The 15169-nt window shown below is 38.1% G+C and carries 11 protein-coding genes; all 11 read right to left on the bottom strand.

Features of this window, described 5'->3' with window-relative positions:
- Positions 1–6 precede the first annotated feature (6 nt).
- The 11 genes from H1R81_RS06155 to H1R81_RS06205 all read right to left on the bottom strand — a co-directional run bounded on the left by H1R81_RS06155 (position 7) and on the right by H1R81_RS06205 (position 15157).
- Positions 7–780 carry a cupin domain-containing protein gene (locus tag H1R81_RS06155; RefSeq protein WP_181839781.1) on the bottom strand — a complete coding sequence of 258 codons (774 nt, stop codon included), beginning with the start codon at positions 778–780 and terminating at the stop codon, positions 7–9.
- Between the two features lie 69 nt (positions 781–849).
- Entirely contained in the window at positions 850–2607 is a 1758-nt protein-coding gene (locus tag H1R81_RS06160) for a glycoside hydrolase family 9 protein (RefSeq protein ID WP_181839782.1), read from the bottom strand.
- A gap of 113 nt (positions 2608–2720) precedes the next feature.
- Complete coding sequence (locus H1R81_RS06165; RefSeq protein ID WP_181839783.1) at positions 2721–3128, bottom strand: Dabb family protein; 408 nt, start codon at positions 3126–3128, stop codon at positions 2721–2723.
- A 139-nt stretch (positions 3129–3267) separates the two neighbouring features.
- Positions 3268–5148 carry a glycoside hydrolase family 44 protein gene (locus H1R81_RS06170; protein ID WP_181839784.1) on the bottom strand — a complete coding sequence of 627 codons (1881 nt, stop codon included), beginning with the start codon at positions 5146–5148 and terminating at the stop codon, positions 3268–3270.
- Between the two features lie 256 nt (positions 5149–5404).
- The gene (gene mgrA / locus H1R81_RS06175) at positions 5405–6397 is read right to left on the bottom strand and encodes an L-glyceraldehyde 3-phosphate reductase (RefSeq protein ID WP_181839785.1); all 993 of its coding nucleotides are present in this window, start codon (positions 6395–6397) and stop codon (positions 5405–5407) included.
- 17 nt (positions 6398–6414) lie between these two features.
- Positions 6415–8373 carry a sialate O-acetylesterase gene (locus H1R81_RS06180; protein ID WP_181839786.1) on the bottom strand — a complete coding sequence of 653 codons (1959 nt, stop codon included), beginning with the start codon at positions 8371–8373 and terminating at the stop codon, positions 6415–6417.
- 62 nt (positions 8374–8435) lie between these two features.
- Positions 8436–9611: an AGE family epimerase/isomerase gene (locus H1R81_RS06185; RefSeq protein WP_181839787.1), complete on the bottom strand. Its 1176-nt coding sequence runs from the start codon at positions 9609–9611 to the stop codon at positions 8436–8438.
- 96 nt (positions 9612–9707) lie between these two features.
- Positions 9708–10904: a glycosidase gene (locus H1R81_RS06190; RefSeq protein ID WP_181839788.1), complete on the bottom strand. Its 1197-nt coding sequence runs from the start codon at positions 10902–10904 to the stop codon at positions 9708–9710.
- Between the two features lie 52 nt (positions 10905–10956).
- Positions 10957–12786: a sodium:solute symporter family protein gene (locus H1R81_RS06195; RefSeq protein WP_181839789.1), complete on the bottom strand. Its 1830-nt coding sequence runs from the start codon at positions 12784–12786 to the stop codon at positions 10957–10959.
- Positions 12787–12839: 53 nt separating this feature from the next.
- Positions 12840–13958 carry a glycoside hydrolase family 26 protein gene (locus H1R81_RS06200; protein WP_181839790.1) on the bottom strand — a complete coding sequence of 373 codons (1119 nt, stop codon included), beginning with the start codon at positions 13956–13958 and terminating at the stop codon, positions 12840–12842.
- Positions 13959–14077: 119 nt separating this feature from the next.
- Positions 14078–15157 (bottom strand): IPT/TIG domain-containing protein, encoded by a 1080-nt coding sequence (locus H1R81_RS06205; protein WP_181839791.1) that lies wholly within the window; start codon positions 15155–15157, stop codon positions 14078–14080.
- Positions 15158–15169 lie beyond the last annotated feature (12 nt).

The following is a 15169-nucleotide window of genomic DNA, read 5'->3' on the forward strand; positions in this document are numbered from 1 at the left end:
TATCTTTTATTCAAACTGAAAGGCAAAATAAGTAACAGTACCCTTACCAATATTACGGATGGCATGAGGTACATTCGACTCTAAGAAGATTATATCTCCAATATCAGCCATTATCCAGTTTCCTGCAATGTGTTCTTCTGCAATATTATCAATCGGCAATAAAATTTCTGCGGCTTTGTGTGTATGTGGGGGGTGGCTTTCCATACCTTCTTTTAAGGTTGTGACGTGCATTTCGAAACGTCTGGACATGGCAGTTGGTTTATCAAAAAACTTTCTTATACCACCCTTATCATGGGCTTGAAAGGGAATATCTTTCCAGTTGATCATAAAAGAACCACCTGCCTGATTTCCACGTTCAAGGTTTTTAGGCTCTCTTGAATCATAGCGCATGACATAATAAGTTACATTGCTATTACTTTTATTTTCAAAACCGTGTTCTTCTCCTGACATCATCAAGGCCACACTGCCAGCTCCCAGGGTCTGTGTTTTCCCCTCAATTGTAACAGTAAGTTCACCTTCCTTTATGATAATCATTTCTTCCTCATCATGCCTATGGCTTTGGTGGGGTGTCTGATGTGGATAAACAGTAGTGGCGTGAATTTTAATATGTTTAAATGCTACCGAACTACCTTCCAATAAAGACCGTTGCTCCATATTCTCTTTTTTGTTCACAGCGGCATCTGCCCAATGATATATTTTGGCTTCAATTGGTTTAAAAGTCTCTTGCCCGACACAGAAGATCGGGTAGCAAAAAAAAGTGAGAAATAAAGATAGTTTCATAGGGTTGATTGTTTATAGCAATTATTTGGATAAGTTTTTAATCAATATTCTCTTTAATTATAACAAATATCAAAATTTCTTTTGTAACGCCTCAATTGCTGCTGCTAAATATACCATTGGCGCGTTCCAGTTAATGGCAATTTCATTGGAAGCATAAGAGCAAACATCGTCGGTAAATGATTCATCTGCAATTTTGGAAGTATAAGTGGCACATTTATCTTGTTGCCCTGGATTGGGCCCTCCGGAAAGTAAACCCGGAATAGGGTCAACAATTCCATCTGCTTCTGATGGGCGGTGGTGTGGGTGCATCACTTGTTTAGAGCCAAAGCCTGTCAGGAATGAATACCCTACAGCATTTCTTCCTAATAAGTAATCTAAATTGCCTAATGCCCCTTCAAGATATTTTTTATCTGATGTAATTTTATAAGCCTGCAAAAGTGCAACTCCCTGATTGGCAGCATGAGAACTACTGCCCCACATATAGTCTCGGGCAGTTTTACCCATAACTGTATTAAAAGCCTGTTGCTCAACCCCTGCGAGCAAATCATCTGCAAAGTGTATAATCATTTTTTTCAAGGCAGGTAATGCCTGCTTACCTCGTTGAGTCAGGATTTTCTCAGAACTAATTAAACTATAATATCCGAGCATTCTTACCTGATTCCATGTGGGTAATTGCAGATTTTTATCAGGAAAAAGATTTATGGGTAAAGAATAGCCGTTATCTCCGGTACTTATCCAGAGTTCTATAGCTGCCCAAATCCATTCGTCCTGAGTGTTTCTATCTCCATATTCTCCGGTTACAATATCCGGGTCAAATTGCTTATTATTTTCATTTTGCAGATATAAAGTATTCGGATTTGCCTTTGCCCATTCCCATGCTTTCTTTGCTGCGATGAGGCAGGAATCTGCTAATCCGGGTAATTGTTTTTCGTAGGACTTGAAAATTCTGTTTGCTTGTGCCATTACTGCTGCAAAATCAAGCGTGGCAGTAATGCTTTTTTGTACAGCATATCTTGGTTTAGTTGCCATTGCAGGCATAACCATACCATCAAAAGAGGGATTAGTTAATTTATGATATACCCCACCATCATCAGGGTCTTGCATAGTCAGCATCCATCTCAAATTCCAGAGTGATTCATCTAATAAATCAGGTATCTTATTATTGCTTTCAGGAATATTGATTTTAAAAGTTTTGAAATAATCAGGGTGATCTTGGTATAATGAAAACAAAGTTGCCATTGTGATACCAGAATTGACAATGTATTTATTATAATCACCTGCATCGTACCAACCCTTTGGCGATGAAATAATTGTATTTTCAGGACGAGCCTTACTTACCGCTGAAGGATGAATTAAAATTTTATCATCAGGATGCCCGGCACTTCTATGCCATTTACCTGCATATTTTTCTGGTAAACTGGTTGAGGCTCTTTGGTAATAAAATCCTTTTAACGAAGCTTTTGCCGCTTCTCTGTAAATATCATTTTTTATTTCAAAAGAGTATGAAAGGGCTTTGTCAGAAATAGATATATAATATTTACCGGGTTTTTTGAAAGCGGAGAAATCAGCGATCTGTGTGGTTTTTTGAGAGATATTATTTGTTCTCTGTTCAGAGAGCTTTCCTTTGAAGACCACCTGCTTTTTATTTTGAGCAAGAATCACAAAATCATTTTGCAGGTCTCCTGTCCAGACGGCTATTTTAGGAGCTTCTGGATAAAAGCCTATCTGATTGAGTTTAATGTTCTCGGTTTGCGCAAAAGCAATTTGAACGCAAACAAGTGCTATCAGGAATAGCAAGAGTTGTTTGAGGTTGAAAAGACGGGTCATATTTGTATTATTTTTAAAAATAAAGCCACACTTGCTTTTTATTATCAGAAAGTGTGGCTTTGGTTTGTGGAACAAAGTTTAATTTTGCTTATTGCGATTTACATTAGCAGGAATTATCTCTTTGGCCCAATAGAATCATACACGTTCACTTTTTCCCATAAATGAGCGTAATCTTCCACAAATTTCAAATGAATAGGGTGTTTCTGATAAATTTCTTCTTCATCCAGATTATCAAAGAAACACAACCATGAAACCGAATAATCTCTCACAATTACACTACGGGTGGTGGTCGCAGGAACACCTATATGTACCATTCGGATAGTTGGTACTTTAGACAGTTTCTCTAAACCTTCTAACAATTTAGCTTTATCGGTTTCACTATCAGGGTTTTTCAAGTAAAAATAGACATGATGCACAAATAATTCTTTGAATGTTTTAGCTTCAGCGATGTTTACAACTCCTATAGTTCCGGCTGCGAGAGCCGAATTTTTTACAAAATTTCTACGTGATATTCCGTTCATTGGTTCGCATAATTTAATAATTACAGCTTTGATGAATTCAATCAAAACAGGTGCGAATAAAGTAAATAATTGTCAAATTGACAATTATTTGAAAAGTATTGATTAAAATTATTCTATAAAATTAGTAGATTAAAATTGGTTACTTCTGAATCACTATTTTCTTTACTATTGCTTTTTCGCTACTTATCAGCCTTGCAAAGTAAACTTTTTCAGATAAATTATGATTTAATTCAATGGTTTTACTGTCTTTCTGAATAGATTGTTCATAAATCTTTTTCCCTTGAACATCAATCAATTCAATTTTTTCGAATATTTCACCCTCCCACTGAATAGTTATTTTATTAGCTGATGGATTAGGAAATACCTTGACAGACATAACTTCCTCTGAATTATTACCTAAAATAGTGGCCTGGCCGACTTTTCCTGTGAATTGAATGGATACTACAGACAAAGGTGGGAGAGAAGTATTAAGTTTATTGTCAGTAATTGTCAAATTACTTTCAGATAAAGCATTTTTGGTATGAGAAAAGAAAGTTTCTGAATTCGGCAAAGACTTCAGACTCAACGCTCTCGCCTGCAGACTATTCAGTATAAAATTATCAAAATTTAAATTGATACTCTGATTGGTAGTAGCTGACCTGTTTACTAACACTACTGTAAGGGAATCCTGTGTTGAATTAATGCTTGGGTAAGCTGAAACCAATGTTTCATTAGAAGATTCACCTTTGATAGAGATTGATTCATTATAGTTACTGAACAAATGAAGCGTTTCCCACATACCCGGTTTCCAGTGCCAGGGAGAGAATATTTCCACACCATTTTTCATAAATTCGCCCATGGTTGAGGCATACCAAACGGCTGTTATATTGGCATTGTCTCCTTCAATTCCCATTTCAGTCAAGCCTAAAGTTATGCCATGATTTGCACCAAAATATCTCAACAACCAATCATTTATTCGTCCGAAAATGTATTCTTTGTTCTGGCTATTGTCCCATGTTCCATTTACATTTTTTACTCCATTTGCGCCCGGATAAACGTAGTTTCTATCGAAGAAAACCCTGTGTAATTGAACGATTTCTTCATTTATCGTGGTGGTAGGGTAAAAATGGATATCCAGAACATCAAGCAATTTTGTGCCTGTGGCTTTTTGCTCTTCTGCTACTCTTTTGATGAAATATTCTAACCATGGGTAATTTTTGCCTTGGTGATTAATTGCTACAGGCCAGTTATACCATTGCCATTCATTGGCGGTAACAGGACCAACCAGTTTAATTTCAGGGTATTTTTCTCGAGCTTTTTTAGCAACTGCAAAGTATTTCTGCAAAAATTCTTCGGCAGGTATAGGTTTGGGTACTACATCATCGTGTGTACCATTCCATATTTCTGCCTCATTATCCATATTCCAGTAAATAATTTTGCTTTTATCAAGGCCTGTGCCCTTTACCCCAAACCAATGGTCGAGGATACCAGTTGTGGAGTCGGCTGGCCATTTTTCCAGATATAGATCAGGGTCTCCATCGGTTTTTGCTTTTGTGCCGATAGGATTTAATATGCCATTTCCGGCTAAGTTCTGATTGACGCCTTCCCACCAGGTTGATTTGTTGTAGCTCCAGTCATTGAAATTGTAAGCATTTGTTTTAGCCGCCATACCTATCAACTGAAAAGCCCACATACCCTGAGCTATCGGAAAATTCTTTTGTAAATTCTTTGCGACATTATCCCAGTTATTGGTATATACATTATTATACCAGTCAGGATGGCTTGAAAGTTTTCTGCGCCAGTTGTATTTAGTACTATTATTTCCGCCACTTTCCCGAAAGAATGTTACGCCTGCATCACGCAAACGGGTTAATTCTTCTGCTGATAATTGTTCGTTCGGGCTGGATGAAGAAAAAGAATTGTTTCTACCATAAAGGTATGGCGAAATGGGTTTTACTTCTTTGGTAGGGTCAATTTTGATGGAAACCTGTGCAGAAATGCTGAGACTAACCAGTATGAGTAGTATGGATAAGTTTTTCATGACAAGAAATGGAGATCATTTATGAATAAATCATGTTAAAAAAAGTATAGCATGACCAGACCCGACATTTAGAAACTGCTTGAGTTAACCTTATTGAATGAAAAAAGTCGATTTTTGTTCAATACTGCGCTTTAAAAATCCTCATTTAGCGCTGCTAAACTCCGGTTTTTAAATCTTGTCTTGAATCAAAAATCACCGCGTCGGCGGACCGCTCTTTTTATTTTCAAAATTTAACTCAAACAGTTTCTTATTCTTATTAACCTTTTAGAATATTTTCTATTTGCTGGAGTTCATCATGCGAGAAATCCAGATTGTGCAAGCACCTCAACGAATCTTCTAATTGCGAAACACGACTTGCACCAATCAATACCGATGTAACTCTATAATCTTTTAATAACCAGGCTAAAGCCATTTGTGCCAATGTCTGGCTACGCTCTATTGCCAGATTGTTTAATTGTTCAATTTTTGCAATAACACTCTCACCTATCTGATTCTCCTGCAAATGTCCGTGTGATTTAGCTGCTCTCGAATCTGCAGGGATACCTTTCAGATATTTATCCGTCAATAATCCTTGTGCTAAAGGGGAAAAGGGGATACAACCTACGCCATTTTCTCCTAAAACATTTAATAAACCACCCTCAACCCAACGCTCGAACATGGAATATTTAGGCTGATGTATCAGACACGGAGTACCTAATTGATTTAGTATTTCAATTGCTTTAGCCGCATCTGCAGCCTGATAATTTGAGATACCTACGTATAAAGCTTTGCCTTGCCGTACGATCAAATCCAGTGCCGACATCGTTTCTTCCAAAGGGGTGTCTGGGTCAGGGCGATGGTGGTAGAATATATCAACATACTCTAAACCCATACGTTTCAGACTTTGGTCGAGGCTGGCTACGAGATATTTTTTTGAACCCCATTCACCATAAGGTCCTGGCCACATTAAGTAACCTGCCTTAGATGAAATAATTAATTCGTCACGATATTGAGCAAAGTCTTTTTTTAGAAGTAGTCCGAAATTTTCTTCTGCTGAACCCGGCGGTGGCCCATAATTATTGGCCAAATCAAAATGGGTAATGCCGTTATCAAAAGCCGTGCGTAAAATATCCCGGTAGTTTTCAAAGACATCAACACCTCCGAAATTGTGCCAGAGACCTAAAGAGATTACAGGTAATTTAATACCGCTCTTACCGCATCTACGGTAAGTCATTTGTTCATACCGGGTAGGATTTGCTAAATAGCTCATACTATCTTTTGTTAAAACTATTCAAATTTTTTTCCAACAGTCAAACCTTTCCAGTCATCAGTGCGGAATGGACTGGCAGGTAAACCGTCTGCATTAAATAAGTTTGCATCATCAGGTGCATCCGCCCAGGCATATCTTACTGCAATAGGTTTCATTGATTTAGGGTGGTAAACAACCACTTTATCGCCTATTATCTCTGCTTTGGCGTAATAAAATACTTTATCTTCTCCGGCAATTTCAAAACCTTTGAGATACCCGAACTTATCTTTTGCTATTAGACCTTTGCCAACATATTTAAAAGAAAGTGTGGCTTTGCCATCTTCAAATTTTGCAGATTCATACATTGGTCCCGAATGAAGTACATCTTGATTATAGTCAAATTTTAAGGCATTTAAGGCTAATCGATGCCCTACATCCTGCTTATTGGTCGGGTGAATATCTTTAGGGTTTCCGACATCAGTGGTTACAGCCATACCCGTTTTGGGTAGGCTCAAGGTCATGGTTTGTGCTTCTCTTAATTCTCCCCAGTTACTACCCTGATTACTGGTCTGGTAATCGCCATAGCTCGACAACTGAACGAAATAGAAGGAGAAATCATCCTTCCATTGTTTTCGCCAGTCGTTTATCATCAGAGGGAAGCTCTTTCTATATTGATAGGCTCTTCCAGCATTACTTTCTCCCTGATACCAGAGTGCACCTTTGATGGCAAAAGGCACTAATGGAGCAATCATGGAATTGTAGATGGTTGTGCCCAGGTTATTACTTGAATGTACATATTCATGTTTATCCGCAAAAGATGGCATGATTTTCCAGCTATTTGCTAAGCTGATTTTGTCTGTTCCTGCACTTACATACAAATCATCAGCACTACCCATCAGACCTAAACCATACCAGGATGGATTCACCATACCGCCAAATTTTATTATTAATTGATTGCTACCGGCCTTCCAGGTATTGGCGGGGATAGTGATTTTGCGTACACCTTTTTCTATTCCTTCATATACCAGATTTCCATTTATATAAATCTGGTTCTGGTTATCCTGTATGCCCAAACCTAAAGTTGTTTCTTTAACGGTCATATCACCAGGCATATCAATGGTACGTGCCATATAACCATTTCCACGAAACATCCATACTCCTTTCCAATCCCATTGTCCTAATGGATTTCCGGCACTCAGCCATTTGGAAAAATCATAGTTTGGCTCGAGGTACTTCCTTTCATCATCAACAGTTGGATTGATGCTTTCAATCCCCAAAAGGTTCTTTCTTGTTTTTGCATCATGTATCTTATCCGCATCAGCCCAGTTATCCGGCAAGCTCTGTGCATAGGTTTTCAATTCATCGTTTGTCAGCATCGCCTCCCGGCTAATCCACCCTTCTATTTGTGAACCTCCCCATGAAGAATGAAGTAAACCAATAGGAATATTGAGTTTCTTATATAATTCCCGGGCAAAAAAGAAGCCGACCGCTGTGAAATTACCAACGGTTTCAGGGGAACAGATTTTCCACTCTCCCGACTTTAAATCGGCCTGTGGAGTCATCATTACTTCGTGATCCACATAAAAATGTCTGATTTTCGGATAATCGGCATCTTTCTTTTCTTCAATATAATTATTTGCTTGTGCTACCCGCCATTCCATATTCGATTGTCCTGAGCATAGCCATACTTCACCAATCAAAATATCATTGACTGTCAGATTGCCTGATTTTGCGGAAGCTGTCAATTGATAGGGTCCACCGGCTTCCATTGGTGAAAAGCTAACCATCCACTTACCCGAAGCATCAGCTTTGGCTGATTGGGATTGATTATTTAAAGTTACTTTTACATTTTCGCTGGCAGAAGCCCAGCCCCATACAGGAATGGTTTTTTGACGTTGAAGTACAACATGGTCTGAAAACAGACGGGCAAATTTTAATTGTGCGAATGCTGCTGATTGCAAAGCCAATAACAACAGAACCGATAAACATCGTTTCATAGTAAGGTCATTTAAAGAAGGTTGAATAATTCGTTTAAAATTATCACATTTTATACAGACTCTTAAGATAATCTTCTGATAACTTCCATACAGGCACGGGCATTGTGATAAGGGCATTTCCAAAAACCTGCTTTATCGTGTCGTAGCATAGGTTTATTATTTTCATCTATGCCCCAATACCATTCACCACTTGTCGTAATCAATGATTTTTTAATGAAATTCCAACTTGCCACTGAATGGTCTAAAAATTCTTTCTGTTTTGAAATTTCGTAAGCATTCAGAAAACCCACCATTGCTTCGGCTTGTACCCACCAATGTTTTTCTTTATTCAGGTGATGGTTGTCCTGTTCATTAAACATGCCCCCATCGGTATCCAAACCTTTTTCTGATGCCCTGGCGATCTGGACAGCTAATCTCCTTATTTGTTCTAATCGCTTTTTATCGCCTAATACCTCAGCTGCTTCAACTAATAACCATGAAGATTCAATATCATGCCCGAAAGAAACAATATCTGATTTTACAGTCCAGTCATCATCAAAAAACAAATGTTGGGTAAAAGTATTTCTGTCAACAATATGCTCAATAAAGTTTCCTAATAAACCTTTAATTTGTTTAGCTAAATGTTCGTTTTTCCAGACTCTATAAAGATTAGTAAAAGGCTCAATGATATGCAGATGTGTATTCATTGATTTTTTCTGATCTTGCTTACCCTGTGTAATCACGTTATCCTGAATAATTTTCCAATCAGCAGTAGTTACTTCATAATATCCCCCGTGTTTTGGATCAAATGCTACGTGTTCAAGAATCTGAAACAGTTCAATAGCCTTATCTAACGCCTGTCTGTCATGAAAAGCCCGATAATATTCTGAAAATCCATATAACATAAAACCCTGTCCATAGATTTGTTTATGGATTTCTTTAGGATTTCCCTGATAATCGACCGACCAATAGCCTCCACTATTTTTCTTGTCCCAGAAATGCTCGAGGAGATAATCATACGCTCGCTTAGCTACTTCTCTGTAAATAGGTATGGGCTGATACAGATAAGCTGCCGAGAAAGTCCAGAGAATCCGACTATTTAAAACCAGCCCCTTTTCTGCATCTTTGACAATCTTGTCGTCAGCAGTAATTTTACCATAAAAACCGCCATGCTCCTTATCTATGGCATTGGTTATCCAGAAATTAAGGATATTATTTAATTCTGTTTCAACTTCGCTGCGAAATGTTTTTAAATCCATTATTGAAGAAACTTAACAGGTATATTGCCTTTATGTATATAATTTATCAAGTTATAAGGTTGGTGGAGAAAGACAAAGTTAATTGAAATTCATAATTTAGGCATTAATCAGGCTTTTTGTCGGTGCAAAGCTTAAATTTTTTTCTATAATACCATGAAGATTTTTAACTGATGTAGCCGAGCTAAAACCATCTTCTGGCGTATTAACACAATAGTCGATTAATTTTTCAATAGTGCTTGTTGCTACGTGCAAACGAGTATCTGAAGAAGCATAATAAATAAATACTTTTCCGTCATCATCAAGAATCCAGCCGTTAGAGAACACTACATTGGATACGTCGCCAATCCTTTCTGAACCCTCTGGTGCTATAAAATAACCGGCAGGTTTATAAATTACCTTAGTCAAGTCAGTAAGGTCTGTCATAAACAGATATAATACATAGCGTAATCCGGCGGCAGTATTTCTAACACCATGTGCTAAATGCAGCCAGCCGTAAGAGGTTTTTAAGGGTGCAGGCCCTTGCCCGTTTTTTACTTCATAAACCGTGTGGTAACGTTTTTCAGCAATAATGTATTCTTTGTCAATTATTGCATTTTCCATTTTTTCAGTGAAACCCAAACCAATTCCACCACCACTACCAGCCTCAGTAAAGCCGTCCTGCGGGCGAGTATAGAGGGCATATTTGCCATTTACAAACTCAGGGTGCAATACTACATTTCTTTGCTGCGGCGATGGTGTTTTTAAATCGGGCAGGCGTTGCCAGTTTATCAAGTCTGTAGTTCGGGCAATACCACACTGTGCTATCGCCGATGATTCATCTCCAATACCAGCATCAGGGTCTTTACGTTCGGTACAGAATAAACCATATATCCAGCCATCTTCATGCGCTACCAGTCTAATATCATATATATTTCCGTCTGGTATTTCAGTTTCCGGCATTGCAATCGGATAATCCCAGAATCTGAAATTATCAATTCCGTTGGGGCTTTCGGCGATAGCAAAAAAAGATTTACGATCTAAGCCTTCTACTCTTGCGGCTAAAATATATTTTCCCTGCCATTTAATTGCCCCTGCATTAAAAGTAGCATTAATTCCGAATCTTTCTAAAAGGTAGGGATTCGTGTTTTTGTTTAAGTCATAACGCCAGAAAACAGGCGTATGAGCAGCCGTCAGAACCGGATACAGATAACGGTCATAAATCCCGTTACTCAATTCGGGCTTTTCATTCTTCTGCTCTACAAGCCTTTGGTGAGCATCTTGTAGCAGCGAAAGTCTTTTTTCAAAATAGGTCATTTTTTTAATCTGTTTTGTTTTAGGTAAGCTTATGAATAGGTTTGTACAAATTTTATTTAGCAGGCAATTGCTGATACCAGGTTTTATGCAAAATTACTATACATATCAATAATACGGCTGTGGAAACAAGACCCTGCCAGGGTTTTAAAAGCACAATAAAAACTGGTAAAGCAGTAATTGCTGTCTGAGCTATTGTACCAATAAGCACATTAAACATGTCTTTTCCAAAGCCTTTATTGGGCTTAAATGAGGGGTTGTCTTTTATTACTTCTTTGTAAACGGGCTTCCAGAAACCCCAGGGACGAACATTCGTGTAAAAGCTTTTTAGAACATTGATGTCAGTTACTGGCGTAAGTAGAGAGCCAACCACACAGCCAATAAAAGATAGCAATAGAATTACAGGAAAATAATAGAGTGGGAGAGTAGCAGGAAATACTGATGGAAGTACCATTGCAGAAATAATGCCTACAAACATACCCCAGAAAAATCCGTTACCATTAAACCGCCACCAATGCCATTTTAATACATTGGCTGCAATATACCCCCCGTACAAGGCACCGACAATCCATTGTAAAATGCTGTTTATATCTTTTGAGAAAATTCCGATTACGATGCTTATGACTACCACTACTATCCCTGAGAGATAATTCATCTGATTAATCTCGTTGTTACTGGCTTTTGGTTTGATAGATTTCAGATAAATATCGTTCACAATATATGCCTGTGCAGCGTTGAGCGTTCCGGCGAAGGTGCCCATAAATGCGGCCATTAATTCAACTAAAAACAAACCCATTAACCCTGCTGGAGCAAATTTAAGAATAGAGGCAGGGAGGATGCGTTCAAAATCTAAACTGCCAGCCCCAGTCTGGATATTCAGGTCTTTAAAATAAATGAGCCCTAAAACCGTAAAACTTATGATCATCAGATAACGGGTCGGGAGTAAAATAACATTAACAAACATATTCATTAAAGCAGCTTCTCTTGGCGATTTTGTTGAGAGAATTTTCTGCATATCGTAATTTGGGGCAGGGCCAGCCAAGCTTGCCAGAATGCCCTTGGCGGTCATTAATGAGAAGAACACTCCAAAAGGATTAAAGTTATCTTCCTTTATTTTTGCATTCACTTCAGGTATCATATTAGACCAATCGATGCCTAAATTCCACCCAAAAGACAGATCAAACCATCCGTCGGGTACTGGTAGGCTATGGTCACCGAGTTCGATCATTGCAATAATGGCTATACTTACCGAGCCCAAGGCCATTAAGAAATACTGAACTACATCTGCCCATACAATGCTTGACATACCACCCATAATAGAGTAGAGAACAGCAAAAAGAGTGAATATAATACCATAAAAATGTGCGGTAAAAGACGCAGGAACGATAAAAGGTAAAAAGGGCTGAATTGCCTCAATGGGTATAAAGATTTCGATAAATTTTCCTAACCCGATAAATCCATATGCCATAAAGCCTAAACAACTTAGCAATGCAAAAGCAATAATTATTTTATGTGAGCGCATGGCATCCGGCCCTGACCCAAACCTTGTCAGCATCCATTCTGCTCCGGTAGAAGCATTGGAACGGCGTAACCAGACTGATAAATAGACAAACATAAAAACCTGATTGAATACCGGCCATAACCAGGGTAGCCAGATGCTCTTTACACCATAAATAAACATAATGGAAACCATCCAGAGTGTGCCGGAGATATCAAACATACCTGATGCGTTCGAGATACCCAACATCCACCAAGGTAATGAATTACCACCTAACAAATATTCATTTTTACTTTTCTTAGCCCGCTTCCTCATAATAAACCCTATTGAGGAAACAATTAGAAGATAGGCAAGAATAACAAGGCCATCTAATAGATGTATTTTCATAAAATGAATGCGTTTTTAACCTGGTGTGGTATTTTTATTGTTTGTTGAGACGATTACTTTTGCCTGTAGAGGTGTTTTTTGTTAGCTCCTTTTTCTAACAAAACTTTACCAGATTGTATCATTTTTAGAAAGTCAGAAGCACTCTTTTGCCCTTCATACGGAGCATAATAGTGTCTGTCATAACCATTTCTCCAAACCAGAAAGTAAGAAAGTTTAGTATCCTGCACTGCTGGTAACACAATATTAGACCACCAGTCAGCCTCTGTAATCTGTTCTAAGCCCATTTCTGTTACTGCACAGAGTTTATTGTTTTCGGTAGCAATTTCTTCTAAAGTGGTTATCATACGCCGAAAGTCTTTTCTGAATTTTTCATTGCTCGCAGGGGCATCTCTGTGGTAAAGGTCAAAGCCAATTATGTCAACATAGTCGTTACCCGGGTATCTTTCGAGATAGTGTTCTTTAGTGTTAAATCTATCTGTCGAGTAGCCAATCAATATGTTATGTACGTTTTTCTTTTTAATCAGGTAGTCAATTGTAAAACGCCACATTCTTTTGTATTCTTCTGGTGTGCAATGCCCTGCACCCCACCAGAACCAGGAACCTGTATGCTCATGAAATGGACGGAAAATAACTGGTATGAGCTCACCTTTCGAACCTTTAAGACTTTTTATGAAGTCTGCTATATTATCCAACCAGCCTTCGTATCTTTTCAGATATTCATTATTATTGAAGATATATTTTATGGTTGAATCTGCTTTATCCCAGCTTGTTTTCTTAGGGTCGACAGGATTATTTAAGTGCCAGCTTATCGTATTTACACCACCACGGTCATAGGTCTGTTCGATATAATGCTTCATATTTGCAAAAGGTACTTTGTCAAGATTTCTGATACTATCAAATTCAATTTTACCTAAATCCCAACCTAAAACTGCCGGGTATTCTCCTGATACAGTCTTTACATCAGATCGACCCTCTTGCCCAATCCATCTGGTACCATCAGGATTCAGCCCATAAGCCAAACCATCCTGATGACCGAACATCACTCCCTGCTTTTGAATCGCTTTTAAATTATTATAAAGATTTTTAGTTTCCTTAGTGGCTTTTTTATCAATTTGGCCGAAACCTAAAGAAGGTATGAGTATTGACAGTAGAAAAAGAGTGTAGGTTTTCATAGGTTTGAAATAGATGTATTTTTTAGCTACCCTGTGTTCGTACTGGTTTGATGTTGTCCTGAACTTTGGTTTAACTGATTTAATTACTTAAATCAGTTAAACCAAAGTTCAGGGTGAATTTACTTAACAAGAATCACATCATCAAAATAGAAGACTTCATCCTGCTTGTCAGGGCCTTGAATTCTGAAACCTAATTGTTGCAGGCTCTTACCTGCTGACCAGAAATCAATATCAGCTAATTTCACTTTGAAGTAATTCCATACGCCCGCTTTTACATTTAACTTATTTGCATCTACGTAGTTTCCGAATCCGGCTTTACTTGCGTCGGTGGTAATATATAGTGAATAGTCTTCTGATGCGCCTTTAATCCATACTGAAAGATATTTGTAATCGGCTGAATAAGGCACTGTTGGCCACCAGTTAGTGAAGTTAATTAAGTGCCAATTGCCTTTCTGATAATTTTTACCGACCCCTTTAGTACCAGTTTTGAACTGAGTAGTTGAAATGGCACCAGCATCTCCCCAGGAACCGTCTGCAAAGCCTTCTCCATAACCATCAGTAAAGATTTGAAGTGCTTTATCAAGATTGACAAATTCCTGAGTAGTTTTAAATAATCCAGTTCCATTTACTATATCTAAAGTTGCACTATTTATGCTTGAAGCAGGCATCTTAACGATTAGCTGTTTTTTAGTTTTTGACACAATAGTTGCTTTATCGGTAGTTCCTGTCAGCGTAACAGAAGTTACGTCGTCAAGATTATTACCATCTATTGTAATTTCAGTATCCTTTGTAAAGTTATAGTTAGATACACTGGCTACTGAAGGGAAAGCCAATACTTTAAAAGGAACACTTAGTTTAGCACCTGCACTATTAGTGAAAATAATATTCTGGTTGCCGCCTGAGGCGTCTTCTGGTACACGAAAAATAATGGCTTCGCTCGTATTTAATGTTGTTTGAAACCCCGCGGGAACATTGTTTTTCTCAAAAACGATCGAGCGCATATCACCTAAACCGGTGCCTGTTAAGGTAATTACAGTACCACCTGCTGCTGAATCAGGTTTTATTCCTGCTGATTCAGGCGTGCCAGGTCCAATCTGTGGCCTGCCGTCTGTATCCTCAGTACATGAACTTACAGTGAAACCAAAGATCAATGCAAAGGATAGGAGCGAAAATATATTTTTAATTGGATATTTTTTCATTGATATTCTTAT

The sequence above is a fragment of the Emticicia sp. BO119 genome (assembly GCF_013912375.1).
In the GTDB taxonomy this organism is placed as follows: domain Bacteria; phylum Bacteroidota; class Bacteroidia; order Cytophagales; family Spirosomataceae; genus Emticicia.